The sequence below is a fragment of the Bacillus sp. GW821-FHT01G09 genome (assembly GCF_059422205.1).
The window spans coordinates 324,287-349,816 of the sequence record NZ_JBWKWL010000001.1 but is presented as its reverse complement, the minus strand read 5'-3'; the positions used below and the strand labels follow the sequence as shown (position 1 = coordinate 349,816).

The window sequence follows — 25,530 nt, the reverse complement described above, 5'->3', positions numbered from 1 at the left end:
CCATTATAAACAGATTTACCCTATAGATGCGAACGTTAGCCCTTAACCGATCATCATCTTCCCATTGTTTTTAAAAAGGATTTGACTTCATGGACAGTCAAGCCGATTTCTCTTGCTTCCGCCATCAGCGCTTTCCATTCTTCTATATTGGATTCTGTCAGTTTGCGGTTGCGGTAAGAGGCAGTTTCAGGCTGTTCTTTCTTCAGTCTGTTCGTAAAAGTGAACAATTCTTCCTTTTCCATTCCGGCTTGTACGGCTTGCACTAAATGAACGCGCCATTCTTCTTCACCGCCGCTGATTTTTTCATACATCATTGTTTCTGCGTCAAATAATTCTGTTAATTCAACTTCCAGTGTGGCAGAAACTTTTTTTAAAAATTGAACGGACGGATTCGTGTGAACGCCTCTTTCAATCTTGCTTAAATAGGATTTGGATACGCCTGACTCAACAGCCAGCTGATTAATAGAATAGCCTTTTCTTTTACGGTACAAACGGATAATTCTTCCAATCATAATATGAAATTCTCCTCTATTCCTGTCGTTATTTCGTTCATTATAAGGAATTTTTCGTTCTTTATAAAATTTAAAATAATAAGGGAAGTGCAGTAAATTAGAGGAAAATCATGATTTTGTTCTCTAAAGAGAACTTATTGGCTTATTTTGCAATTTTTAAATAATAACGTTTTCTTTTATAATCCAATCATTAACAGAAAGGGGCGCGGGAAGCCAGCCGCGGGAAGGCTGAAGGCTATGAATACATGAATGAGAATATGAGTTTCAAAGAATTATATGCGATTGTCAGACACAGATTCGTGCTGATTCTGCTCATCACAATCGGCGTCACCCTTATTATGGGTTTTGTGCAATTTAAGGTCATTTCACCGACCTACCAGGCGTCGACACAGGTGCTGGTTCATGAATCAGACGGTGAAGAAAACTCGAATCTCAGTGACATCCAGCGAAATCTTCAGTATAGCAGCACGTTCCAATCGATTATGAAAAGCACTGCCTTGATGGAAGAAGTTAAGGCGGAATTGCACCTATCTGAATCGGCTTCCTCGCTGAAAGGAAAAGTGGTTACCAGCAGTGAAAATGAATCAGAAATAATCAACGTTGCCGTTCAGGATCACGATCCGGCGAAAGCAGCTGAGATTGCGAACACGTTAGTGAACAAGTTTGAAAAAGAAGTAGATGAAAGAATGAATGTACAAGGCGTACATATATTATCAGAGGCGAAGGCTTCTGAAAGCCCGATGATCAAGCCGGCCAGGCTGCGAAATATGGTCATGGCTTTTGGCGCTGCTGTCATGGGCGGCATTACACTGGCATTTTTTCTGCATTTTCTCGATGATACATGCAAAAGCGCACGGCAGCTGAGCGAGAGAACCGGATTGCCATGCTTAGGCTCCGTTCCTGATGTCCACAAAGGGCGGAATCGCGGGATAAAACATTTCGGGGAGTGAAGCGAGTGATCTTTAGAAAAAAGAAAGCAAGGCGAGGTTTGGCTCAAATATCTGTTTTACACAATAAATCAGTTGTTGCGGAACAATATCGCACCATTCGGACAAACATTGAGTTCTCATCTGTCCAGACCAACTTGCGATCTATCCTCGTCACCTCCTCTGTGCCTGGTGAAGGTAAATCGTTCAGTGCAGCGAATCTTGCGGCTGTCTTTGCGCAGCAGCAGGAAAAGAAAGTACTGCTGGTGGATGCCGATTTAAGAAAGCCGACCATCAATCAGACGTTTCAGGTTGATAATGTAACCGGGCTGACAAATGTGCTGGTCGGCAATGCTTCACTCAGTGAGACGGTGCAAAAGACGCCGATCGATAACTTATATGTACTGACAAGCGGGCCGACCCCGCCAAATCCGGCAGAACTGCTGTCTTCAAAAGCAATGGGAGACTTAATATCTGAGATCTATGAACAATTCAGCCTCGTCATCTTTGATTCCCCTCCGCTTTTGGCTGTTGCAGATGCTCAGATTCTAGCAAATCAAACAGACGGCAGCGTGCTCGTCGTTTTAAGCGGAAAAACAAAAACCGATACCGTTCTGAAAGCAAAAGATGCACTGGAACAATCCAATGCGAAGCTGTTAGGCGCTCTTTTAAACAAAAAGAAAATGAAAAAATCGGAACACTATTCCTACTAGTTTTTGTAAAGGTGATGTCTCCTGACCTGTATCAATGGAGGCACTCGGCTCTGCTGTGGGCAGCTGAAGTTGCTGCCTTAGATGCTGGTCGTCGCTGGCGGGGCGTGAGGATGGGTTAAATGCCCACTTATCTCATATATACATAGGACGTATTGTCGGTTTAGCTGCTGCCGATTTTTTTGAGAGACGAAAACCGCCGCAGCTAAACCGATAAAAGAATTAGGGGGGAAAAGGTTGAGTTACCGGAGAAGACTGTCAATGATTATTGCGCTGGATACTTACCTCGTTTTAAATTCAGTTATTGCAGGATATCAATTTTTAAAAGATTCCTATCAATTTTATGACTCCGGAGCATTACTGCTTACCGCTGTCAGCTTGCTCCTCAGCTATCATGTGTGTGCTTTCCTGTTCAATCAGTATAAACAGGTGTGGACATACACCGGACTCGGCGAGCTGATTGTCCTGCTTAAGGGCATTACGCTTTCCGCCGCTGTGACCGGTATCATTCAGTATGCTGTGTATCATACGATGTTCTTCCGTCTGTTAACCGCGTGCTGGGTGCTTCAGCTTTTGTCTATTGGAGGGACCCGTATTTTATCTAGAGTATTAAACGAAAGCATCAGGAAAAAACGCTGCGCCTCGTCCCGCGCGCTGATTATCGGGGCGGGCTCAGGTGGGACTCTGATGGTCAGGCAGCTGCTTTCGAAAGATGAACCTGATATCATACCTGTCGCTTTTATTGATGACGACCAAACGAAGCATAAATTAGAAATTATGGGACTGCCCGTAATCGGCGGAAAAGAAAGTATCATGCCTGCGGTGCAAAAGCTCAAAATTAATTATATTATTATTGCCATTCCTTCACTCCGCACCCATGAGCTTCAGGTGTTATATAAAGAATGTGTGCGAACAGGAGTAAGCATTAAAATTATGCCTCATTTTGATGAAATGCTGCTTGGCACACGAACTGCCGGACAAATCAGAGATGTAAAAGCTGAGGACTTGCTCGGCAGAAAGCCGGTAACCCTCGACACTAGCGAAATTTCGAACCGCATCAAAGGAAAAACAGTTCTCGTCACGGGAGCGGGCGGATCAATCGGCTCGGAAATCTGCCGTCAGATCAGTGCGTTTCAGCCTAAGGAAATCATTCTGCTCGGCCATGGGGAAAACAGCATTCATTCGATTTATACAGAGCTGAACGGACGATTCGGCAAACACATTGTGTTCCATACGGAAATCGCTGATGTGCAGGACCGCGATAAAATGTTTACCTTGATGAAAAAATACGAGCCGCATGTTGTCTATCATGCAGCTGCCCATAAGCATGTGCCTTTAATGGAACATAATCCTGAAGAGGCGGTCAAAAACAATATTATCGGAACAAAAAATGTCGCGGGAGCAGCCGATATGTCGGGAACAGAGACATTCGTGCTGATTTCATCGGACAAAGCGGTGAACCCAGCCAACGTAATGGGGGCGACAAAACGATTCGCAGAGATGATTATTATGAATCTTGGGAAAGTCAGCAGAACCAAATTTGTCGCTGTTCGCTTCGGCAATGTACTCGGGAGCCGCGGCAGCGTCATTCCGATTTTCAAAAAACAGATTGAAAAAGGCGGCCCGGTGACAGTAACACATCCGGCAATGACCCGCTATTTCATGACGATTCCCGAGGCATCAAGGCTTGTGATTCAGGCTGGGGCACTGGCGAAAGGGCGTCAGATTTTCGTTCTCGATATGGGAGAGCCCGTAAAGATTGTGGATCTTGCCAAAAACCTCATTCATTTGTCCGGCTACACGACAGAGCAGATTCCAATCGAATTCACAGGCATTCGTCCGGGCGAAAAAATGTATGAAGAATTACTGAACAAAAATGAAGTTCACGCTGAACAAATCTTTCCAAAAATTCACATCGGTAAAGCGGTAGACGGCGATTGGCCGGTGCTGATGCGCTTTATCGAGGATTTTCATGAGCTGCCGGAAGCCGACCTGAGAGCGAGACTGTTTGCGGCAATCAATACATCAGACAAAATGACGGCTGCCAGCGTTCATTAGGGGGAGTGAAAATGACGAAAAAGATATTGTTTTGCGCGACTGTTGATTATCATTTTAAGGCCTTTCACCTCCCTTATTTTAAATGGTTCAAGCAAATGGGTTGGGAGGTTCATGTCGCCGCGAACGGACAAACCAAGCTGCCGTATGTGGATGAGAAATTCTCCATCCCGATTCGTAGGTCACCTTTTAATCCTCAGAACCTGGCCGTTTATAGGCAGCTGAAGAAAGTGATCGACACCTATGAATACGACATTGTCCATTGCCATACACCGGTCGGCGGTGTTCTCGCCAGACTGGCGGCGAGGCAGGCACGGCGGCACGGAACAAAGGTGCTGTACACAGCGCACGGATTTCACTTCTGCAAAGGAGCACCAATGAAAAATTGGTTTCTTTACTATCCGATCGAGAAATGGCTTTCAGCATATACGGACTGCCTGATTACGATTAATGAAGAGGATTATAAACGGGCGAAAGGACTTCAAAGGCCGGGCGGAAGGACGCAGAAAATTCACGGCATTGGCGTCAATACCGAGCGTTTCCGACCTGTCAGTCCGATAGAACAGCAAAGACTCAGAGAAAAGCACGGATTCCGTGAAGATGATTTTATATTGGTTTATCCGGCTGAGCTCAATCTGAACAAAAACCAGAAGCTGTTAATTGAAGCCGCAGCCTTGCTAAAAGAAAACATTCCCTCGCTTCGCCTTGTGTTTGCCGGGGAAGGGGCAATGGAACAAACGTATCAAACGTTGGCTGAAAAGCTTGGCGCTTCCGCCAATGTCTGTTTTTACGGCTTTTGCAGCGACATACATGAGCTGATTCAGCTTGCGGATATATCTGTCGCATCCAGCATTAGAGAGGGCCTCGGCATGAATGTGCTTGAGGGAATGGCGGCAGAAAAACCGGCGATCGCCACAGATAATCGCGGGCATCGGGAAATCATCCGCGACGGAGAAAACGGCTTTCTGATCAAAATCGGTGACAGTGCTGCTTTTGCCCGCCGGATTGAACTGCTTTACCATAAGCCGGAGCTCTGCCGAAAGCTGGGACAGGAAGGCCGAAAAACAGCCTTGCGCTTCTCGGAGGCGCGAACGGTGGAAGAAATGGCAGATATTTATTCCGCCTACATGGATATGGATACAAAGGAGAAAAGCGTATGAACTCAGGACCGAAAGTTTCTGTCATTATGGGCATTTATAATTGCGAACGCACTTTGGCAGAAAGCATAGAATCCATTCTCAGCCAATCCTATAAAAATTGGGAGCTGATTTTGTGCGATGATGCGTCAACAGACGGCACGCTCCGTATCGCGAAGCAGTATGCCGCTCATTACAGCGACCGCATCAAACTGATTCAAAACAAAACAAACAAGCGGCTTGCCGCATCATTAAATCATTGTCTTTCGCATGCGACAGGAGATTATATCGCACGTCAGGACGGAGATGACCTTTCGTTCCCGCGCCGTCTGGAAAAGCAGGTCGCGTTTTTAGAAAAGCACCGACACTATCAGGTGGTTGGCACCGGCATGTTTGTGTTTGATGAATTTGGCGTAAGAGGCACCCGCATTCTGCCTTCTGTTCCGGAGCCGGGCATCATGGCAAAAGGGACCCCATTTTGCCACGGCACGATTATGATGAGAGCGAGTGCCTACCGCACGCTGAAAGGCTACCGGTCGGTGCGGCGAACGAGACGAATGGAAGATATTGATTTGTGGCTTCGCTTTTTTGAAGAGGGCTTCAGGGGCTATAATCTTCAGGAAGCCTTGTATAAAGTGAGGGAAGACAGCGATGCGTTCAAACGGCGGTCATTTACGTATTCAATTGACAATGCCATTCTTGTCTATCAGGCGTGCAGACGCTTGAAGCTTCCTTTATCTGATTACATATATATCGCAAAACCGTTAATCCGCGCGTTTATACCTGCAGCCGTGATGAATCGCTACCACAAAAAAAGAGTGATGAACCAAAAGGAAGGGCTTGTCAAGCATGAATAGCAGCCAAAAACGCGTGCTCCATGTTCTCAGCGGCATGAACAGGGGCGGCGCGGAAACCATGGTGATGAATTTATATCGGAAAATGGACAAAAGCAAAGTGCAATTTGACTTTTTAACGTATCGAAATGATCCGTGCGCTTACGATGAAGAGATTTTATCTTTAGGCGGGCGGCTTTTTTATGTCCCGAGCATTGGGCAAAGCAATCCCCTTACATTTGTGAGGAATGTGAGAAACGCGATAAAAGAAAACGGGCCGTTCAGCGCCGTTCATGCGCACACGGATTTCCAAACGGGCTTTATCGCCCTTGCGGCAAGGCTCGCCGGAGTGCCGGTCAGGGTATGCCACTCCCACAATACGTCTTGGAAGACCGGCTTCAATTGGAAGGATCGCTTGCAGCTGCTGGTGTTCAGGCGGCTCATCTTGGCGAATGCGACAGCGCTGTGTGCCTGCGGAGAGGATGCGGGCAGGTTTTTATTTGGACAGTCCAACATGGAGCGGGAGCGTGTTCACCTTCTTCCTAACGGGATTGACCTTGAGTTATTCGCCCCAAATGGGCAGGCGGCTGATGAAGAAAAAGCAGCACGCGGCATTGCAGCCGACCGGCTCATCATTGGCCATGTGGCCCGGTTTCATGAAGTGAAAAACCACGCGTTCCTGCTGAAACTTGCCGCACATCTCAAAGAAAGAGGCGTTCGCTTTCAGCTCGTTCTGGCGGGAGACGGGCCGTTGCGCGGGGAGATAGAGGAGGAGGCGCGGCAGCAGAATTTGCTAACAGACGTCCTCTTTTTAGGCACGGAAGAACGGATCCATGAACTGATGCGCACATTTGATGTATTTGTCATGCCGTCTCTGTACGAAGGCTTGCCGGTTGTGCTTGTGGAAGCACAGGCGTCGGGGCTTCCATGCATCATTTCAGACAGCATTACAGAAAAAGTCGACGCCGGTCTCGGGCTTGTCACAAGATTAAGTCTTTCTGAGCCGATCAGCGTCTGGGCTGAAACCATTGCAAGGGCGGCCGCCGCAGGCAGGCCGAAGCGTGAGTTCATCAAAGAAACACTCGCTCAACTTGGCTACGATGCACAGCAAAATGTAGGAGCGCTGCTGAATGTATACAACATCAGCACGGAAAAGGACCATGACCGATGATTGTATATGCCGTCAATATGGGGATTGTATTTATTTGGTCTTGGTTCGCTAAAATGTGCGGCGGCCGTGACGATTCGCTTGCCACGGGGTATCGGCCGAATAAGCTTTTGATCTGGATTCCGCTCGCTTCACTTGTGCTCGTGTCAGGTCTCCGCTATCGAGTCGGCACGGATTTTCAGACGTACACGCTGCTGTACGAATTGGCGGGCGATTATCAAAATGTGTGGCAGATATTCGGTTTCGGCACTGCGAAAACAGCGACAGATCCGGGGTTTACCGCACTCCTTTGGCTGATGAATTTCATCACGGAAGATCCTCAAATCATGTATTTTACGGTGGCGGTCGTGACCTACAGCTTTATTATGAAGACACTCGCCGACTATGGCAGGCCGTTTGAGCTGAGTGTCTTTTTGTTTTTGGGAACCTTTCATTACTACGCGTCTTTTAACGGCATCAGGCAATATATGGTCGCAGCTGCTTTGTTTTGGGCGATCCGTTATATCATCAGCGGGAACTGGAAGCGATATTTCCTGATTGTGCTGGTCAGCTCTCTCTTTCATTCGTCGGCGCTGATTATGATTCCAGTGTACTTTATTGTCAGAAGAAAAGCCTGGTCACCAGCGATATTCGGCCTATCCGCTTTATTTCTCGGCATGACATTTTTATATCAAAAATTTATTTCTGTGTTTGTCGTTGTACTTGAAAACAGCTCATACAGCCATTATGAAAAATGGCTCATGACGAACACAAATGGAATGAATGTGATCAAAATCGCTGTGTTGGTTCTGCCGCTGTTCCTTGCATTTTGCTATAAAGAACGATTGCGGAGTCTGTGGCCGCAAATCGATATTGTCGTTAATTTGTGCCTGCTTGGTTTTTTGTTCGGCCTTTTGGCCACAAAGGACGTGATTTTTGCCAGATTCAATATTTATTTCGGTCTGTATCAAATGATCTTAGTCCCTTATTTTGTCAGAATATTTGATGAAAAATCGAACGCCCTTATCTATATCGCTATTGTTGTTTGTTATTTTCTTTACAGTTATTTGCTTATGCCGGTTGATTCATCCGTTCTGCCTTACAGAACGATTTTTTCCCGGTAATTTATGCAAGAGGAGCCGGTCATTATGGAAACACCTGCGGTTAGTCTGTTAGTCGCTGTTTATAACACAGAAACATATATCAGAACGTGTCTCGAATCACTGCGGAACCAGACAGTGGACAATATAGAAATCATCATTGTTAATGACGGTTCAGCAGACGCAAGCCCGGATATCGCAGAAGAATACGCCAAAATGGACAACAGGTTCAAGGTGATTCATCAGGAGAACCAGGGTCTCGGTGCGGTTCGGAATAAAGGCATTGAGGCAGCACGCGGCGAATTTATCGCGTTTATCGATTCAGACGATTGGATTGAGCCTGATTATTGCGAGCAGATGCTCCGGGCAGCAGGCGATGAAACTGATCTGGTCATTTGCAATTACGCCGCAGAGTTTGAGGACACTGGCAAAACCATGGACTCTGACATTGCCCAAACCTATCAGGATCAGCCGAAGGAGCACTATATCAAGGCGTTATTCGAAGGGAAGGTCAGAGGGTTTTCATGGAACAAACTGTACAGAAGAAGCATGATTGAAGCCCATCGGCTGTCGTTTCCGCTCCGAGGCGAGCTGGAGCATGTCGAGGATCAGTTTTTCAGCTTCAGGGCTCATTTTTTCGCCCGCTCAGTAGCCTACGTAAAAACGCCGCTCTATCATTACCGAATTCACCTTTCCTCCATTGTGCAGCGCTATCAGAAAAAATTGTTTGAATCAGGACTTGCGCTGTATGAGGCGAATGCGGCGTTTTTACAGGAGAACAACAAACTGGAGGAGTATCGCAAGGAGCTTGATACCTTTATCGTTCTTCACAGCAGCATCTGTATGCTGAATGAATGGAAAACGAGCGGAAGCCGCCGGCTGTTTGAAAAGCTTAGAAATGTTGGCGTGATATGCGCGGACCCGGTGTTTCAAGAAAGTCTTTCAAAAACGGGTACTGCTCCTTTTGACGCAAAACGGTCATGCCTTCTTCTGATGGCGAAATACAGAATGATTCCGTTCGTCGCTATGGCATCGGCTGTGTATCAGCGGGTGATCGAGTACAAAATGAGAAACAGAGGGTGAGGACATGTCGTTACAATCGTTGAAAATCAATTTTGCAGAATGGCTGCTGCTAAAGGTCAAATACCCGTCCCAATATTGGCTGGGAGCGGCAGATCAACCGGTAAAGGCCGCAGCACATCAGAAAAAAATCATACTGACCCTGCTGCCGTCCCATGACAATTTGGGAGATCACGCAATTGCTTATGCCAGCAAGGCATTTCTTGAGCAAGAATACCCGGACTTTGACATCGTCGAGGTCGATATGAAGGACATTTACAAATCAGCAAAAAACCTGATCCGCTCGCGCCATCCGGAGGATATGGTCTTTATCATCGGCGGCGGAAACATGGGGGATTTATACCGTTATGAGGAGTGGACGCGCCGCTTCATCATTAAAACATTCCGTGACTATCGGGTTGTCCAGCTTCCGGCAACGGCTCATTTTTCTGACACGAAAAAAGGGCGCAAAGAGCTGAAACGGGCACAGAAAATTTATAATGCGCACCCCGGCCTGTTGCTGATGGCGCGGGATGAAACAACGTATCAATTTATGAAACAGCATTTTCAAGAAAAAACAATTTTGAAGCAGCCGGACATGGTGCTGTATTTAGACAGAAGCAAGGCCCCCGCAGAACGCGAAGGGGTTTATATGTGTTTGCGCGAGGATCAGGAAAGCGTGCTTCAGGAGGAGCAGAGGAACCGGGTCAAGGCTGCGCTATGTGAGGAATTCGGCGAGATCAAATCCTTTAAGACAACGATCGGCCGCCGGGTCAGCCGCGATACACGCGAACATGAGCTTGAAGCGCTGTGGTCTAAGCTGCAAAGCGCAGAAGCCGTCGTCACTGACAGGCTTCATGGCATGATTTTTTGCGCGCTGACAGGAACGCCGTGTGTTGTCATTCGCTCCTTTGACCATAAGGTGATGGAGGGCTATCAATGGCTTAAAGACATCCCGTTCATGAAGCTGATAGAACATCCGGAGCCAGAGCGCGTAACAGCCGCAGTCAATGAGCTTTTAACAAAAGAAACATCCCGTGCAGGCTTTCCGAGAGATGTGTATTTTAAAGGTCTGCGTGACAAAATCAGCGGTGAAGCGCAATGATCCCGCTCGTCAGCATTATTGTCCCGATGTATAATGTTGAACCATTTATAGAAGAGTGCATGGATTCTTTGCTTCGTCAAACGCTTTCTGATATTGAAATCATCCTCGTGAATGACGGAACACCGGATCGTTCAGGCGAAATTGCAGAGGATTATGCAAAACGGGATGCGAGAATCCGGGTCATTCATCAGGCAAACGGCGGGCTTAGTTCAGCGCGAAATACGGGAATAAAGGCCGCGCGGGGCACTTACATCGGCTTTGTAGACGGAGACGATTATGTATCTTCCTCCATGTTCCAGAGGCTGGCTGAAGAAGCGGAGCAAAATCGGCTCGACATCGTCGGATGCGGTTTTTACAAACAGTCATCGGACAGGCGGACATATGTGCCGCCGCAGCTTGAGGCAAACCGCGTGCTGACAAAACGAGAAATGACTGAACGGCTTAAACATGCTCACGAAACGAGATTTATCTGGTATGTATGGCGTTATCTTTACCGCCGTGAGCTTTTTGACAGGGCGAATCTGATGTTTGATGAAGACATCCGTTTTGCTGAAGACTCTCCCTTCAATTTGTCCGCTTTTTGCGAAGCGGAGCGGGTGAAAATGCTTGATGAAGGATTGTACATTTATCGTGAAAACCCGAACAGCCTGACAGAAATCCCTTATAAGCCGGCGATGGATGAACATCTTCAAAAACAATATCAAGCTAAAATCGCATTCTACAATCACTATGGCTTAGCAGGCGCATGCCAAGAAGATTTGAATGTGTACATTTGCAGGCACCAGCTTCCGATGCTTTTGGCAAATGCCTGTGCTTCTCCGAATTCGCCGAAAGACATCAAAAAGAAGATCAGACAGATTTTATCCTATGACATGGTGCGGCAGGCTGTCAGACATACACCGTTTCAGCATGAGAAATTATTAAGAGGAGAGCGCTTGGTATTAGCACTGTGTAAATGGCGGCTCACTTTTCTCATCAAGCTGTTTTTCGAGCATCGGGGGATAATGAAAGGCAGTGCGAAGCAAGCATGAAATTCACAATAAACTTCAGCGCTAATCTCACGGCTTTTCTCTTGTCCGTTTTCCTATCGGTTTGGATGACGCCTTTTATTGTCAAAACGCTCGGTGTGGAAGCGTTTGGCTTTGTTCACTTGACACAAAATGTGATTAATTACTTTTCGATTATTACCGTGGCGCTCAGCTCGGTTGTCGTTCGGTTCTTTTCTGTTGCTGCCCACAGGGGAGAGCGGGAGAAAGCAAATGCGTATATCAGCAATTATTTAGCGGCCTCTGTTTTGATTTCATTGCTGCTCTTGCTGCCGCTTGCGGGTTCGGCTTTTTTTATTGACCGCGTCATGAATGTGCCGCAAGCGCTTTTGGCTGATGTGCGTTTGTCGATTTTAATCGGCAGTTTGCTGTTTATTTTAACGTTTCTGATGGCGGGCTTCGGCGCTGCACCATTTTATGCCAACCGCCTTTATATCACCAGTTCCATTCAGGCGGTGCAAATGCTTATACGGGTGCTGTCTGTGCTGCTCCTGTTTGCATGCTTTGCGCCGAAAATCTGGCAGATCCAGCTTGCAGCTTTAGCTGGTGCTGTTATTGCGTCTTTGCTGTCTTTCTATTTCTTCAAAAAGCTGATTCCGTGGTTTTCGTTTCGTATGAAGGATCTTTCATTCCGCACAAGCAAGGAGCTGTTTCAAGCGGGCGCATGGAGCTCCGTCAATCAAATCGGCGTCCTGCTTTTTTTGCAGATTGATCTGTTAACCGCTAATTTGATGCTGGGGGCGTCCGCATCCGGGAAATACGCGGCGATTATCCAGTTTCCGCTGCTTTTGCGCAGCTTGGCCGGAACGGTCGCATCCCTGTTTGCGCCTATCATGACTTCATATTATTCAAAAGGCGATATGGAAGGATTGATGAATTACGCCAATAAGGCAGTAAGGCTCAATGGTCTTTTGCTTGCACTTCCTGCTGCCTTATTGGGCGGATTGGCGGGACCTTTTCTGACAATCTGGCTCGGACCGTCCTTTTCAACGATAGCACCGCTTTTATTTATTCATGCCGGATACTTGGTTGTCAGCCTCGCCTTTATGCCGCTGTTTTATATATGGACCGCTTTTAATCAACAAAAAACACCGGCGATTGTTACCCTGCTGTTAGGTGCGGTGAATGTGGTGCTGGCGGTCACGCTGAGCGGGCCGGCTCATCTCGGTCTGTACGGCATAACATTGGCAGGGGCCATTTCTCTTATTTTAAAAAATGCCATCTTTACGCCGCTTTACGTATCCCGCATTACAGGCTACAAAAAGCACGTGTTCTTTAAAGGCATAATCGGGCCTCTTTCAGCCGCTGTATTTGCCTGGACGGTCTGTAAGGCAATTCAGTTCGTTGTGAAGATTGACAGCTGGCCGTCACTGATAGCGACGGGAGTGACAGTCAGCTTTTGCTACGCTGTTTTCGCTTTTATGCTCGTTTGTACAAAAGAGGAAAGACAGCTGATACTAAAACGGTTTCGAAAAACGAAAGGAGCTGTGAATCTTTGATCCTGAAACGACTTTTTGATCTGACGGCCGCCATTTTTTTGTTGTGCTGTACGAGTGTGATCATTCTGTTCACCATCGCCGTTGTCAGGCTGAAAATAGGATCACCTGTCTTCTTTAAGCAAGTAAGGCCAGGCCTGCACGGCAAACCGTTCACCCTATATAAGTTCCGGACAATGACGGATGAACGGGACAGTGAGGGAAATCTGCTGCCCGATGAAGTCCGGCTGACGAAAACGGGCAGGCTGATCAGAAAGCTGAGCATTGATGAGCTTCCGCAGCTCCTGAATGTCCTGAAGGGCGATCTTAGCCTTGTCGGGCCGCGGCCGCTTTTGATGGACTATCTGCCTCTTTATACAGAAAAACAGGCACGGCGCCATGAGGTGAAGCCGGGTATCACAGGCTGGGCGCAAATCAATGGCAGAAACGCGATTTCCTGGGAAAAGAAATTTGAATTAGATGTATGGTACGTTGACAACCGGTCATTTTTTCTCGATTTGAAAATTTTATGTTTGACGGTGCGAAAGGTCCTTGTTTCAGAAGGGATTCAGCAAACCAATCATGTGACCGCGGAACGGTTTACCGGAAGCGGAGATGTGTCCTCATGAAAAACGTGGCCATTGTGGGTGACGGCGGACACGGAAAGGTGATCAGAGAGCTGATAAACGCCCGCTCAGATACGCGCTTAGCCGCGGTGCTGGATGATAAATTCAAAATGTTCGAAGGCGGAAAAGAATGGTACACAGGACCGCCGGAAGCCGTTACTGAACTGCGCAGGCTCATTCCTGATGTGCTGTTTCTGATTGCTGTTGGGAATAACAGTGTCAGAAAACAGCTGGCGGTGCGACTGGGACTGAGGAAAGATGATTTTATTACATTGATTCACCCGTCAGCCATCGTCAGCAAGTCGGCTGTCATCGGGGAAGGGACAGTGATTATGGCGGGCGCGATCATTCAGGCGGATGCGCGCATCGGCGCTCATTGCATCATCAATACGGGTGCAGTGGCAGAGCACGACAATCAAATCAGCGATTACGTTCATCTGTCCCCGCGTGTCACGCTGTCAGGAGCGGTTTCCGTTCAGGAAGGCGCTCACGTCGGAACTGGTGCATCCGTCATACCGCAGATCACAATCGGGGCTTGGAGCATTGTCGGCGCCGGCTCCGCGGTGATCCGTCCCATACCGGACAGGGTAACGGCGGCCGGTGCTCCGGCACGCATCATTTCTTCCATTCAAACATCAAACAAAGGATGATTCTATGCATGAAAAAATCTACTTATCTCCCCCTCATATGAGCGGCAGGGAGCAGCACTATATTTCAGAAGCCTTTCGCTCAAACTGGATCGCGCCGCTTGGGCCGCTCGTGAATTCATTTGAAGAACAGCTGGCAGAACGAGTCGGTGTAAAAGCAGCAGCTGCGGTCAGCTCTGGAACGGCGGCGATTCATCTGGCCCTGCGTTTGCTTGAGGTAAAAGAAGGTGACAGCGTGTTTTGCCAGTCCTTCACATTTGTAGCAACCGCCAATCCGATTTTATATGAAAAAGCGGTGCCCGTCTTTATTGATTCTGAGCCTGATACGTGGAATATGTCGCCGACAGCCCTTGAAAGAGCATTGGAGGAAGCGAAAAGAAACGGAACACTGCCAAAAGCGGTTATTGCCGTCAATCTATATGGGCAGAGCGCGAAAATGGATGAAATCGTAAGCCTGTGTGATGCATACGGAGTTCCTGTCATTGAGGACGCAGCCGAATCTCTCGGCACAGTCTATAAAGGGAAGCAAAGCGGAACGTTCGGGCGCTTCGGCATTTTTTCATTTAATGGGAACAAAATCATCACCACATCAGGCGGAGGAATGCTCGTTTCAAATGATGAAGCCGCAATTGAAAAAGCAAGATTTCTCGCTTCGCAGGCACGAGAGCCGGCTGTTCATTATCAACACAGTGAAATTGGACATAATTACAGGCTGAGCAATATCTTAGCCGGCGTCGGCATTGCCCAGCTTGAGGTGCTGGATGAGCGAGTGGAGAAAAGAAGGACCATTTTCACGAGATACAAAAATGCGCTCGGTCACTTAGACGGCGTCCGCTTTATGCCAGAGTACGCAGCAGGCGTATCCAATCGCTGGCTCACCACGCTCACACTTGATAACGGGCTCAGCCCATATGACATAGTTCAACGTCTTGCTGAAGAAAACATTGAAGCCCGTCCGCTGTGGAAGCCGCTCCATACCCAGCCGCTGTTCAATCCGGCTTTATTTTATTCTCATGAAGATACAGGAAGCGTATGCGAAGATTTGTTCAAGCGAGGAATCTGTCTCCCATCGGGGTCCAATATGACAGAAGATGAGCAAGACCGGGTCATTGAAGTGCTACTGCACTTATTCCAAACTGCCGAGGTGAAGAAATGGACAGCAAGCATTCGATGATCAGCCTAAAACAGAAACTGTCCGGGCTGCTCGACGTCATTCCGAAACAATCAGAGATTATATATGCTGACTATCCTCTATATGGGAATGTAGGGGATTTATTTATTATGAAAGGAACAGAAGCCTTCTTTAAAGAACACGGGATTCGGGTCAGAAAACGCTGGAATCCTGACAATTTTCCAGTCGGGCGAAAGCTGGATCCGAATCTCATCATCGTCTGCCAGGGAGGCGGAAACTTCGGGGATCTGTATCCGTACTATCAAGGCTTTAGAGAGAAAATCGTCCAAACCTATCCGAACCACAAAATTGTGATCCTGCCGCAATCGATTTATTTTCAAAACAAAGACAACCTCAAACGGACGGCAGAGATATTTTCTAAGCATGCGAACCTTCACATCATGACAAGGGAAAAAGCCTCCTATGCTACGGCACAGGCCTATTTTACAACAAATCACATTCAGCTTCTGCCTGATATGGCTCATCAGCTGTTTCCCGTCATTCCCACGCAGCAGCCGTCCAATCAAAAGCTGAGATTTATCCGAACAGATCATGAAGCAAACCAGGCGCTTCAGGAACACGCAGAAGCGGAAAGCTACGACTGGCGCACGGTGCTGTCAGCTTCAGACCGCCGGACGATTGCTTTTCTCCAAACGCTGAACGTCTTGAATAAAAAAGCAGGCAACCCTTTGCCCATTGCGTATATATGGGAAAAATACTCGGATTATATCGTCCAAAAAGCGATTCGGTTTTTCAGCCGTTACGAATCGGTGGAAACATCAAGGCTGCACGGCCACATCCTGTCTTCTCTTCTTCAAAAAGAAAACACGGTCATTGATAATTCCTACGGGAAAAACGCCAATTACTTTCATACCTGGATGGAAGGCGTGCCAAGCACCCGTCTCATCCAGCACACCTCAAAGAAGGAAAACCTTCCTGCTCACATGTGAGCGGAAGGTTTATTTTGATTCTCCACGTTTGACTTTGTTGTATGCTTCATCTAAATGCTGAATCCGTTTCAGGACAACTGCATTTTTCGTCAGCTGGTCCTGCACTAGTGTTGAGACGACGGAACGGTAGTAGCTGTTCATCGCGTGGATTTTATCCTCAGACTGATTCATTTCAATATGCTGTTTTAAATTCTCAATAAAATAAGGGACGGAAAAAAGTTCAGACATTTCTTTGGCAGCTCCTTTTTCATAAATGTATACGGTGTGATCTCAATCATGTACAATGAAGAAAGGGGAGTGAGCAAGATGGATATGAAACTTCAGCAAGTACAAGTATTAAAGCCTCAACTGACACAGGAGCTCAGGCAGGCCATCACGCTGCTTGGCTATCATTCGGCAGAACTCGCCGAGTACATTGATGAGCTCTCACTGGAAAACCCTCTTATTGAACGAAAGGAAACAGACACACCGCCACTATCTTACCATAAAACAAACAAAAACAGGATGAATGCACAGGAAGCGGGCCTTCAATTAAGTAATCCGCAAAAAACATTGCAGGATGCGTTAAAACAGCAGTCACTCGATATGAATCTGACAAACACTGAAAAAAAGATTTTTAATTATCTGATTCATTCGCTTGATTCAAACGGGTACTTGGAAGAAGATATAGAGGAGGCAGCACGGCGATTATCTGTATCGGCCAAGGAAGCGGAGGCTGTTTTGGCAAAACTCCAGTCGTTAGAACCGGCTGGAATCGGCGCGAGATCTTTGCAGGAATGCATCCTTCTTCAATTACAGCGGCTGCCGAACAGAAATGAACAAGCGGAAATGCTGGTTTCAGCTCATTTTGATGCTTTTGCGCAAAAAAAATGGAAAGCGCTTTCAGTGGAGACAGGAATTCCGCTTCATACTATTCAAGATATCTCAGATGATATCGCGGCTCTTCATCCTAGACCTGGCCTTCTGTTTGCCCGGCCAGAGCAAGATGTGTATATTGAGCCTGACATTTTTATCACCGTAAAAAATGGGCACATCGCAGCGGAACTGAATACCCGCTCGTTTCCCGAGATCGATCTGCATCCGCAGTACAGAACGCTTTTATCATCCGGCTCCTGTCAGGATACTGTCTCCTATTTATCTGCGAAATATCAGGAGTGGCGCTGGCTGAGCCGCGCGCTGAGGCAGCGAAAACAGACAATCACGAGAATTATCAATGAACTGATCACACGCCAAAAGGATTTCTTTCTGAAAGGGCGAAGCGCAATGAAGCCGCTGACTCTGAGAGAGGTGGCGGACTGTCTAAGCCTTCATGAATCAACTGTGAGCCGGGCCATTAAAGGGAAAACAATACAAACGCCTTACGGGCTGTTTGAGATGAAACTCTTTTTCTCAGCAAAAGCCGAGGCTTCAGGAGAGGGAGATGCGTCGAATTATGCAGTCAAAATGCATCTTGAAGACCTGATCAATCAAGAGGACAAAACAAAACCGCTTTCAGATCAAAAGCTTGTCGATTTGCTGTATGAACAACACGGCATCCAAATCTCGAGACGCACCGTGGCAAAATATCGCGATCAAATGAATATTCCGTCATCGGCAGCGAGAAAGCGATATAAATAAAATCCTCCCTAGACGGGAGGATTTTTTTAAGGAATCATCCAGCTGAATACGTGATGCTGCAAAAAGGTGATGATACAGACGAGCAGCAGCAAAAACAGACTGTGTTTAATGGTAAAGCGGAAAAGATCTGACTCCTTTCCGGCGAGCCCTACCGCGGCGCACGCCACCGCTATCGACTGCGGTGAAATCATTTTTCCTGTGACACCGCCTGAAGAGTTGGCGGCCACAGACAGAACGGGGTCCATGCCGACTGATAATGCGGTGACTTTCTGCAGGTTGCCGAACAGCAGGTTGGCGGAAGTATCCGAGCCGGTAATGAAGACGCCGAGCCAGCCGAGGACGGGCGAAAAGAAGGTAAACATCGAACCTGTCAGCGCGAGTGTCATCCCGAGTGTCGTGCTCATTCCCGAGGAGTTGGTGACATAGGCAAAACCAACGACAGAAGCGATGGTCAAAATCGGAAGCTTCAATTCCTGGACTGTTTCTTTAAAAACGGTTCCCCAGTCTTTCCACGAAATCGCCGTGATGAACTTTGACAGCACTGCGGCAATCAATATCGCGGTGCCGGCTGAACCAAGCACCTCAAGCTTGTAAACCGCCTCAATCGGCGTACCGTCAGCATTGACAATCTGATTGTTCAAAAAAGGCACACCGGGGGCAAAAGTCAGTTTTTCTCCAACAGCATTCAGCCACTTCAAGAACACCGCAGAGCCTTCATAATGCCCGGTTAGTGCAGATTTGACAGATGGAATGCCCCATACGGAAATCATCGCCGTCAGCAGCAGAAATGGCGACCAAGCCTTAAAAATCTGTCCGCCGCTGTACGCAGGCGCCGCCGGATTTGTGCGCGCCGTTTCAATTGAGGCGGCCGACTCTTGTTCACCGGCAAACCGGAATGTTGTTTTCGGCTTCCACCATTTCAAAAACACAGCAAGTGCAGCCATTGAAACAAGAGCTGACAAAACATCGGGCAGCTCAGGCCCTAAAAAATTGGAACTGAGATATTGAACAACAGCAAAGGAAACACCAGATACGAGAATCGCCGGCCAGATCTCCAAGGCTTTCCTGAACCCGCTCATGATGATGATTAAATAAAGAGGAATAAATACGGATAAAAACGGCAGCTGCCGCCCGACCATTTGCGAAATCTCCATCGCCGGAATCCCTGTCGGCCCTTCTACGGCTGTAATTGGAATCCCAATCGCCCCGAAGGCAACCGGCGCCGTATTGGCGATCAAACAGATCCCCGCAGCATAAAGAGGATTAAAGCCGAGACCGACCAGCAGCGCGGCAGAAATGGCGACCGGCGCTCCGAAGCCTGCTGCCCCTTCTAAAAAAGCCCCGAATGAAAAAGCGATCAAGAGAGCTTGAAGCCGTCGGTCATCAGTAATCGAGAGAACAGAGCTGCGAATGATATCAAACTGTCCCGTTTTCACAGTGATTTTATACAAAAAAACAGACGTCACAATGATCCAGCCGATCGGCAACATTCCGTATACGGCTCCTTGTGTCGCGGACATCAGCGCTTTTTCCGCAGGCATCCGATAAACCAATACAGCAATGACAAGGGCGATCCCCAATGTGGCCAAGCCAGCTGTATACCCCTTCATCCGTTTAATCGCGAGTGCCCAAAAAAAGAAAATAATCGGTACAAGTGCGGCAAGCGCTGATAATAGCAAATTTCCCCCTATAGGCGTATATGCCTGTGTCCATTGCATCCCAAACCCCTCCTTGAAACATAAACTGGCGCCATATGTAAGCGGTTTCTATAGATGATATGATCATCTGATGACTGGGTAATAAGACCAGTTACCTAGCATTATATTTTGAAAAAAATCAAAGTACAAGACTTTTTGACAAAATAGTCAAAATCTTTTGGCGGCCCACAAAACAGAGTATAATAGATCGTAAACAGCCAGACCTACAAGTTACGGGGTGAATTGCATTGAAATACAAACAGATTAAAACAAAAAAAATATATGAAGAAGTAGCGGATGCACTATTAGATATGATCAAAAACGGCGAATTGAAGCCGGGGGATAAACTGGACTCTGTTCAGGCGCTTGCTGAGAGCTTTCAAGTCAGCCGTTCAGCGGTTCGCGAGGCACTTTCTGCGCTAAAAGCGATGGGGCTTGTCGAAATGAAACAGGGAGAAGGCACGTATCTGAAGGAATTTGAGCTCAATCAAATTTCTCAGCCGCTCTCAGCCGCCCTTCTGATGAAAAAAGAGGACGTCAAGCAGCTGCTCGAGGTCAGAAAACTGCTTGAAATCGGCGTGGCTTCACTAGCGGCTGAAAAAAGGACAGAAGCAGATCTCGAAAGAATTCAGGATGCACTGAAGGAAATGGGCAGCATTGAAGCGGACGGGGAGCTGGGAGAGAAAGCAGACTTTGCATTTCATCTTGCGCTTGCGGACGCTTCTCAAAATGAACTTCTTAAACACTTGATGAATCACGTGTCATCATTGCTGCTGGAAACAATGAGGGAAACGAGGAAAATCTGGCTGTTTTCCAAGAAGACCTCCGTTCAGCGGCTGTATGAGGAGCACGAACGGATTTACAATGCTGTGGCTGCCGGGAACGGTGCACAGGCGGAAGCCGCCATGCTGGCGCATTTGACGAATGTGGAAGATGTGCTTTCGGGATATTTCGAGGAAAATGTGCAATAACCAACTCATTTCCCGGGCAATTCCGCCGGTTCCGAATGATACGAACAACTGAGACTGAGCCGCAAATGGTTCAGTCTTTTTACATGAGGCAGCCAGAGGGCTTTGTGCACTTGACATTTGCGAAAAAGAAAGTAAAATATTTTACTAAAACAATGCGAGCTGAATAATGGAGGCAGATGCAATGGCGACAATTAAAGATATCGCGCAGGAAGCGGGATTTTCAATCTCAACCGTTTCCCGCGTTTTAAATAACGATGAAAGCCTTTCTGTTCCTGATGAAACACGGGAGAAAATCTATGAAGCGGCGGAAAAGCTCAATTACCGCAAAAAAACAGTAAGACCGCTGGTGAAACATATTGCGTTTTTATATTGGCTGACAGATAAAGAAGAATTAGAAGATGTCTATTTTAAAACGATGAGATTAGAAGTAGAAAAACTGGCGAAAGCATTCAATGTCGATATGACCACTTATAAAATAGCGGATGGAATCGAGAGCATTCCAGAACATACGGAAGGGTTTATTGCCGTCGGCACATTTTCAGATGAAGAGCTGGCTTTCCTTAGAAATCTCACTGAAAACGGCGTGTTCATCGATTCAACTCCTGATCCCGATCATTTTGACTCGGTAAGGCCCGATTTGGCACAAATGACAAGGAAGACGGTAAACATCCTGACTGAGAAGGGGCATAAGAGCATCGGTTTTATCGGCGGCACTTACAAAAATCCGAATACCAATCAGGATGAAATGGACATCCGTGAACAAACCTTCAGATCCTATATGAGGGAAAAAGCCATGCTGGATGAGCGCTATATTTTCTGTCATCGCGGATTCTCTGTAGAAAACGGCTACCGCCTGATGTCAGAAGCGATCGACACATTAGGCAATCAGCTTCCGACTGCTTTTATGATTGCAGCGGACCCGATTGCAGTGGGCTGTCTGCAAGCCCTGAACGAAAAAGGAATTGCCATACCAAACAGGGTAAGCATTGTGAGTATCAACAACATCAGCTTCGCGAAGTATGTCTCGCCTCCTCTGACGACGTTTCATATTGATATACATGAATTATGTAAAAATGCTGTTCAATTACTGCTTGAACAAGTGCAGGACAAGAGAAGAACGGTAAAAACATTATATGTGGGCGCGGAATTAATCGTCAGGAAGAGTATGAATTAAAAATGACTTAGGACACTAAGTCATTTTTTATTTAGGTAAAAAAATTTACTCTAGGAGGTAAATAGTTTGTTTACACATTTTCTCAGGCGTGCTATATTATCTTTAAAGCGCTTTCATTCCTACCGAAAGGGTGACAATCAATGAAAATGGCAAAAAAGTGTTCCGTATTCATGCTCTGCGCAGCTGTCAGTTTATCCTTGGCGGCTTGCGGCCCAAAGGAAAGCAGCAGCGCCAAATCGAGTTCGAAAGGATCAGAGCTTGTTGTATGGGAGGATAAAGAAAAGAGCATCGGCATTAAAGAGGCCGTTGCTGCGTTTGAAAAAGAGCATGATGTGAAGGTCAAAGTCGTTGAAAAACCGTATGCCAAGCAGATTGAAGATTTGCGAATGGACGGACCGGCCGGCACAGGCCCTGACGTGTTAACAATGCCAGGGGATCAAATCGGAACCGCTGTCACGGAAGGATTACTCAAGGAATTACATGTCAAAAAAGACGTTCAATCACTTTATACTGACGCTTCCATTCAGTCTCAAATGGTAGATCAAAAGCTTTATGGACTGCCAAAAGCGGTCGAAACGACTGTGCTTTTTTACAACAAAGATCTCATCACAGAAAAGGAATTGCCCAAAACGCTGGAAGAGTGGTACGACTATTCCAAAAAGACTGCTGACGGCAGCAAATTTGGCTTTTTAGCCCTATTCGATCAAATTTATTATGCAGAAAGTGTGATGAGCGGATATGGCGGATACATTTTTGGAAAGGACAAAGGTGGGAGCTATAACCCGTCAGACATTGGAATCAATAATGAAGGAGCTGTCAAAGGTGCGGCGCTGATTCAGAAGTTTTACAAAGATGGCCTGTTCCCGGCTGGCATTATTGGAGAACAAGGGATTAACGTATTGGAATCGCTGTTCACAGAAGGAAAAGCCGCCGCAATTATTTCTGGTCCATGGAATGTAGAAGCCTTTTCGAAAGCAGGAATCAATTATGGCATTACGAAACTGCCGAAGCTGGAAAATGGGAAAAACATGAGCTCCTTTATCGGCGTCAAAAGCTACAACGTCAGTGCATTTTCAAAGAATGCAGAGCTGGCGCAAGAATTAGCCGTTTTCCTGGCAAATGAAAAAAATTCTAAAACACGATATGAAGAGACGAAAGAAGTTCCTGCTGTGAAATCCCTAGCCAATGACCCGGCTATTATGAAAAGCGAGGCGGCACGGGCAGTTACTGAACAATCCCGTTTCTCAGAGCCAACACCAAATATTCCGGAAATGAATGAAATATGGACGCCGGCTGATTCAGCATTACAGACGGTTGCAACAGGGAAGGCGGATCCGAAACAAGCATTGGATCAAGCCGCTGAAACCGCCAAAGGACAAATTAAGGCAAAGCACAGCGGAAAATAAAGAGGAAGCTAGATTTGTATTGTAAGAGAGGTGAAAACGGTGCAGCATCGTCAAGTCGCTTTGTTGCTTTCTATCATCCCGGGGCTCGGGCAATTTTATAACAAGCAATGGATAAAAGGTATTGTCTTTCTTTTCTTAGGCGCATCGTTTTTTGCAGTCTTTGGAGATCTGCTCAATATGGGGTTTTGGGGAATCTTTACACTGGGAACAGAAGTGCCGCGGGATAATTCCGTTTTTCTGCTGGCGGAAGGAATTATCGCTGTCATCGTGACCTGCTTTGGCCTTGCGGTGTATTATGTGAATCTTCGCGATGCGTTCCAAAGCGGAAAACAGCGTGATGAAAATAAGCCATTAAGTTCCTTAAAGGAACAATACCAACATATCATTTCTGAGGGCTATCCTTATGTCGTCAGCGGCCCATCTTTGTTTATTTTAATTTTCGCCGTGATCTTTCCTATCTTATTCAGCTTTGCATTAGCGTTTACAAACTATGATTTGTATCATTCTCCTCCTGCAAAATTAATTGATTGGGTCGGTTTTCAAACGTTCGCAAATATTTTCACAGTTGATATTTGGAGGTCGACTTTTTTTGATGTACTGGCTTGGACGGTGGTTTGGACACTTGCTGCATCCACACTGCAAGTCAGCTTGGGGATTTTTCTCGCGATCATTGTTAACCAGAAAGACCTTCGGTTTAAACGTTTTTTTCGGACGATTCTGATTTTGCCATGGGCCGTTCCCGGTTTTGTGACGATTTTAATTTTTGCGGGACTGTTTAATGATAGTTTCGGTGCGATGAATCATGACATCTTGGCTTTCTTTGGGATAGATCCGCTTCCGTGGATGACAGATGCCAATTGGTCGAGGCTTGCGTTGATTCTCATGCAGGGCTGGCTCGGATTTCCGTACATCTTTCTCGTCTCAACAGGCGTATTGCAATCCATCCCGGACGATCTGTATGAAGCAGCTACGATTGATGGCGCTTCTGTCTTTTCAAAGCTGAGATACATCACGCTTCCGATGGTGTTCATTGCAATGGCTCCGATTATCATTACTCAGTTTACGTTTAACTTTAATAACTTTAATATTATCTATCTATTCAATGGCGGAGGTCCGGCTGTAACCGGATCAACAGCTGGCGGGACAGATATCCTCGTTTCATGGATTTATAAATTGACAATGCAGTCAAGCCAATATTCACTTGCTGCGGCTTTAACCATTTTATTATCTGTATTTGTTATCTCCATCGCATTGTGGCAGTTCAGACAGACAAAGTCTTTTAAAGAGGAGGCATAAGGTATGCTGGCAGATATGAAAGTCAGAAAATATATCCGTCTCCTTTTCTCTTACTTGTTGCTAGCCTTTATGGCGGTCATCATTGTTTATCCTCTCCTTTGGACGGCAGGCGCAAGCTTTAATCCCGGCAACAGCTTAATCAGTACATCCATCATTCCGAAGCATCCGACATTCGATCATTACAAGGAATTATTTGCGGGCAAGGAAAGCCTTCAATATGTGCAGTGGTATGTCAACTCTATGAAGATCAGCCTGTTTACAATGGCAGGGTCTTTGCTCTGTGTGACGTTTACGGCCTATGCGTTTTCGCGCTTTCGGTTTAAAGGGAGGAAATACGCTTTAACGCTCTTTTTATTGCTGCAGATGATTCCTCAGTTTTCAGCTTTAATTGCCTTGTTTGTGCTGGCGCAAATCTTGGGAATGATCAATAGCCACTGGCTGCTAATCTTGCTTTATATCGGCGGCCTGATCCCGATGAATACGTATTTGATGAAAGGGTACATGGATTCCATTCCGATGGATTTAGACGAAAGCGCCAAGATTGACGGAGCCAGCAGCACCAGAATCTTCTTCCAGATCATTCTGCCATTATCAAAACCGATGGCGGCAGTCGTGGCCATGAACGGCTTTACCGGTCCGCTCGGAGATTTTGTGCTGTCCTCAACCATATTGAGAACGCCTGAATCATATACATTGCCCGTCGGTCTATTCAATTTAGTGAATGATGTCATGGGGGCCAGCTATACGACATTTGCGGCCGGAGCCCTGCTTATCAGCATACCGGTTGCCGTTATCTTTATCATGCTGCAAAAGAATTTTGTATCCGGATTAACCGCAGGCGGAACGAAGGGCTAAGAGAACAAGGAGGAGA

General features: G+C 46.8%; 24 protein-coding genes. 21 read left to right on the top strand and 3 right to left on the bottom strand.

Annotated elements, in window-relative coordinates; all coding sequences use genetic code 11:
- Positions 1–53: 53 nt before the first annotated feature.
- Positions 54–512 carry an HTH-type transcriptional regulator SlrR gene (gene slrR, locus AC07VD_RS01755; RefSeq protein ID WP_003228245.1) on the bottom strand — a complete coding sequence of 153 codons (459 nt, stop codon included), beginning with the start codon at positions 510–512 and terminating at the stop codon, positions 54–56.
- Between the two features lie 245 nt (positions 513–757).
- Between slrR and AC07VD_RS01750 the strand changes: the two genes are divergently transcribed.
- The 15 genes from AC07VD_RS01750 (at position 758) to AC07VD_RS01680 (ending at position 16,498) form a co-directional block, all read left to right on the top strand.
- Positions 758–1,462: a YveK family protein gene (locus AC07VD_RS01750; RefSeq protein ID WP_003228247.1), complete on the top strand. Its 705-nt coding sequence runs from the start codon at positions 758–760 to the stop codon at positions 1,460–1,462.
- A 5-nt stretch (positions 1,463–1,467) separates the two neighbouring features.
- On the top strand, positions 1,468–2,151 hold the full coding sequence (gene epsB, locus AC07VD_RS01745; protein ID WP_003228249.1) for a protein tyrosine kinase EpsB: 684 nt from the start codon (positions 1,468–1,470) through the stop codon (positions 2,149–2,151).
- 234 nt (positions 2,152–2,385) lie between these two features.
- Positions 2,386–4,206 carry a polysaccharide biosynthesis protein gene (locus AC07VD_RS01740; RefSeq protein ID WP_494724391.1) on the top strand — a complete coding sequence of 607 codons (1,821 nt, stop codon included), beginning with the start codon at positions 2,386–2,388 and terminating at the stop codon, positions 4,204–4,206.
- An 11-nt stretch (positions 4,207–4,217) separates the two neighbouring features.
- Positions 4,218–5,363 (top strand): glycosyltransferase family 4 protein, encoded by a 1,146-nt coding sequence (locus AC07VD_RS01735; RefSeq protein WP_494721583.1) that lies wholly within the window; start codon positions 4,218–4,220, stop codon positions 5,361–5,363.
- Positions 5,360–6,196: a glycosyltransferase EpsE gene (gene epsE / locus AC07VD_RS01730; protein WP_153256512.1), complete on the top strand. Its 837-nt coding sequence runs from the start codon at positions 5,360–5,362 to the stop codon at positions 6,194–6,196. The genes AC07VD_RS01735 and epsE overlap by 4 nt, the downstream gene beginning before the upstream one ends.
- Positions 6,189–7,343: a glycosyltransferase family 1 protein gene (locus tag AC07VD_RS01725; protein ID WP_129092706.1), complete on the top strand. Its 1,155-nt coding sequence runs from the start codon at positions 6,189–6,191 to the stop codon at positions 7,341–7,343. Before epsE ends, AC07VD_RS01725 begins: the two co-directional genes overlap by 8 nt.
- The gene (epsG, locus tag AC07VD_RS01720) at positions 7,340–8,443 is read left to right on the top strand and encodes a biofilm exopolysaccharide biosynthesis protein EpsG (protein ID WP_015714749.1); all 1,104 of its coding nucleotides are present in this window, start codon (positions 7,340–7,342) and stop codon (positions 8,441–8,443) included. The genes AC07VD_RS01725 and epsG overlap by 4 nt, the downstream gene beginning before the upstream one ends.
- A gap of 24 nt (positions 8,444–8,467) precedes the next feature.
- Complete coding sequence (locus tag AC07VD_RS01715) at positions 8,468–9,502, top strand: glycosyltransferase family 2 protein (protein ID WP_029318366.1); 1,035 nt, start codon at positions 8,468–8,470, stop codon at positions 9,500–9,502.
- A gap of 4 nt (positions 9,503–9,506) precedes the next feature.
- A complete protein-coding gene (locus AC07VD_RS01710; protein WP_217017113.1) occupies positions 9,507–10,583 on the top strand; it encodes a polysaccharide pyruvyl transferase family protein in 1,077 nt (358 codons plus the stop codon).
- A complete protein-coding gene (locus tag AC07VD_RS01705; RefSeq protein WP_217017111.1) occupies positions 10,580–11,614 on the top strand; it encodes a glycosyltransferase in 1,035 nt (344 codons plus the stop codon). Before AC07VD_RS01710 ends, AC07VD_RS01705 begins: the two co-directional genes overlap by 4 nt.
- On the top strand, positions 11,611–13,128 hold the full coding sequence (locus tag AC07VD_RS01700; protein WP_217002873.1) for an MATE family efflux transporter: 1,518 nt from the start codon (positions 11,611–11,613) through the stop codon (positions 13,126–13,128). Before AC07VD_RS01705 ends, AC07VD_RS01700 begins: the two co-directional genes overlap by 4 nt.
- The gene (locus AC07VD_RS01695) at positions 13,125–13,733 is read left to right on the top strand and encodes a sugar transferase (protein WP_014480945.1); all 609 of its coding nucleotides are present in this window, start codon (positions 13,125–13,127) and stop codon (positions 13,731–13,733) included. Before AC07VD_RS01700 ends, AC07VD_RS01695 begins: the two co-directional genes overlap by 4 nt.
- Positions 13,730–14,380, top strand: coding sequence for an acetyltransferase (locus tag AC07VD_RS01690; protein ID WP_144482843.1), 651 nt, complete (start codon positions 13,730–13,732; stop codon positions 14,378–14,380). The genes AC07VD_RS01695 and AC07VD_RS01690 overlap by 4 nt, the downstream gene beginning before the upstream one ends.
- A 4-nt stretch (positions 14,381–14,384) precedes the next feature.
- Positions 14,385–15,551, top strand: a complete 1,167-nt coding sequence (locus AC07VD_RS01685) for a DegT/DnrJ/EryC1/StrS family aminotransferase (protein WP_217017109.1) — start codon at positions 14,385–14,387, stop codon at positions 15,549–15,551.
- The gene (locus tag AC07VD_RS01680) at positions 15,530–16,498 is read left to right on the top strand and encodes a polysaccharide pyruvyl transferase family protein (RefSeq protein WP_208556025.1); all 969 of its coding nucleotides are present in this window, start codon (positions 15,530–15,532) and stop codon (positions 16,496–16,498) included. Before AC07VD_RS01685 ends, AC07VD_RS01680 begins: the two co-directional genes overlap by 22 nt.
- 9 nt (positions 16,499–16,507) lie before the next feature.
- On the opposite strand, the gene yvfG is transcribed toward AC07VD_RS01680, so the two are convergent.
- On the bottom strand, positions 16,508–16,726 hold the full coding sequence (gene yvfG / locus AC07VD_RS01675; RefSeq protein ID WP_003219905.1) for a protein YvfG: 219 nt from the start codon (positions 16,724–16,726) through the stop codon (positions 16,508–16,510).
- A 78-nt stretch (positions 16,727–16,804) separates the two neighbouring features.
- Between yvfG and rpoN the strand changes: the two genes are divergently transcribed.
- Positions 16,805–18,115 carry an RNA polymerase factor sigma-54 gene (gene rpoN, locus AC07VD_RS01670; protein WP_024573107.1) on the top strand — a complete coding sequence of 437 codons (1,311 nt, stop codon included), beginning with the start codon at positions 16,805–16,807 and terminating at the stop codon, positions 18,113–18,115.
- A 26-nt stretch (positions 18,116–18,141) separates the two neighbouring features.
- Here rpoN and lutP read toward each other — a convergent pair whose 3' ends face one another.
- A complete protein-coding gene (lutP, locus tag AC07VD_RS01665) occupies positions 18,142–19,833 on the bottom strand; it encodes an L-lactate permease LutP (RefSeq protein WP_041333212.1) in 1,692 nt (563 codons plus the stop codon).
- Positions 19,834–20,060: 227 nt separating this feature from the next.
- Between lutP and lutR the strand changes: the two genes are divergently transcribed.
- From lutR to ganQ, 5 genes are all read left to right on the top strand, one after another.
- A complete protein-coding gene (gene lutR, locus AC07VD_RS01660) occupies positions 20,061–20,783 on the top strand; it encodes an L-lactate utilization/bacilysin biosynthesis transcriptional regulator LutR (RefSeq protein ID WP_003228277.1) in 723 nt (240 codons plus the stop codon).
- Between the two features lie 181 nt (positions 20,784–20,964).
- Positions 20,965–21,957, top strand: a complete 993-nt coding sequence (gene ganR, locus AC07VD_RS01655; RefSeq protein WP_494721584.1) for a galactan degradation operon transcriptional regulator GanR — start codon at positions 20,965–20,967, stop codon at positions 21,955–21,957.
- Between the two features lie 140 nt (positions 21,958–22,097).
- Positions 22,098–23,363 (top strand): arabinogalactan oligomer ABC transporter substrate-binding protein GanS, encoded by a 1,266-nt coding sequence (gene ganS, locus AC07VD_RS01650; protein WP_494721585.1) that lies wholly within the window; start codon positions 22,098–22,100, stop codon positions 23,361–23,363.
- A 39-nt stretch (positions 23,364–23,402) separates the two neighbouring features.
- Positions 23,403–24,659 (top strand): galactooligosaccharide ABC transporter permease GanP, encoded by a 1,257-nt coding sequence (ganP, locus tag AC07VD_RS01645; RefSeq protein ID WP_029946017.1) that lies wholly within the window; start codon positions 23,403–23,405, stop codon positions 24,657–24,659.
- A 3-nt stretch (positions 24,660–24,662) separates the two neighbouring features.
- Positions 24,663–25,514: a galactooligosaccharide ABC transporter permease GanQ gene (gene ganQ / locus AC07VD_RS01640; RefSeq protein ID WP_014478026.1), complete on the top strand. Its 852-nt coding sequence runs from the start codon at positions 24,663–24,665 to the stop codon at positions 25,512–25,514.
- The last annotated feature ends 16 nt before the right edge of the window (positions 25,515–25,530 follow it).

Bases quoted from the DNA above. Each gene is read 5' to 3' on its own strand.
- ganQ (WP_014478026.1), top strand. From the start codon at position 24,663: ATGCTGGCAGATATGAAAGTCAGAAAATATATCCGTCTCCTTTTCTCT.
- epsE (WP_153256512.1), top strand. From the start codon at position 5,360: ATGAACTCAGGACCGAAAGTTTCTGTCATTATGGGCATTTATAATTGC.
- slrR (WP_003228245.1), bottom strand. From the start codon at position 512: ATGATTGGAAGAATTATCCGTTTGTACCGTAAAAGAAAAGGCTATTCT.
- AC07VD_RS01715 (WP_029318366.1), top strand. From the start codon at position 8,468: ATGGAAACACCTGCGGTTAGTCTGTTAGTCGCTGTTTATAACACAGAA.
- rpoN (WP_024573107.1), top strand. From the start codon at position 16,805: ATGGATATGAAACTTCAGCAAGTACAAGTATTAAAGCCTCAACTGACA.
- AC07VD_RS01685 (WP_217017109.1), top strand. From the start codon at position 14,385: ATGCATGAAAAAATCTACTTATCTCCCCCTCATATGAGCGGCAGGGAG.
- AC07VD_RS01725 (WP_129092706.1), top strand. From the start codon at position 6,189: ATGAATAGCAGCCAAAAACGCGTGCTCCATGTTCTCAGCGGCATGAAC.
- AC07VD_RS01680 (WP_208556025.1), top strand. From the start codon at position 15,530: ATGGACAGCAAGCATTCGATGATCAGCCTAAAACAGAAACTGTCCGGG.
- ganS (WP_494721585.1), top strand. From the start codon at position 22,098: ATGAAAATGGCAAAAAAGTGTTCCGTATTCATGCTCTGCGCAGCTGTC.
- AC07VD_RS01700 (WP_217002873.1), top strand. From the start codon at position 11,611: ATGAAATTCACAATAAACTTCAGCGCTAATCTCACGGCTTTTCTCTTG.
- yvfG (WP_003219905.1), bottom strand. From the start codon at position 16,726: ATGTCTGAACTTTTTTCCGTCCCTTATTTTATTGAGAATTTAAAACAG.
- AC07VD_RS01705 (WP_217017111.1), top strand. From the start codon at position 10,580: ATGATCCCGCTCGTCAGCATTATTGTCCCGATGTATAATGTTGAACCA.
- AC07VD_RS01690 (WP_144482843.1), top strand. From the start codon at position 13,730: ATGAAAAACGTGGCCATTGTGGGTGACGGCGGACACGGAAAGGTGATC.
- lutP (WP_041333212.1), bottom strand. From the start codon at position 19,833: ATGCAATGGACACAGGCATATACGCCTATAGGGGGAAATTTGCTATTA.
- AC07VD_RS01735 (WP_494721583.1), top strand. From the start codon at position 4,218: ATGACGAAAAAGATATTGTTTTGCGCGACTGTTGATTATCATTTTAAG.
- ganR (WP_494721584.1), top strand. From the start codon at position 20,965: ATGGCGACAATTAAAGATATCGCGCAGGAAGCGGGATTTTCAATCTCA.
- epsG (WP_015714749.1), top strand. From the start codon at position 7,340: ATGATTGTATATGCCGTCAATATGGGGATTGTATTTATTTGGTCTTGG.
- AC07VD_RS01750 (WP_003228247.1), top strand. From the start codon at position 758: ATGAATGAGAATATGAGTTTCAAAGAATTATATGCGATTGTCAGACAC.
- AC07VD_RS01710 (WP_217017113.1), top strand. From the start codon at position 9,507: ATGTCGTTACAATCGTTGAAAATCAATTTTGCAGAATGGCTGCTGCTA.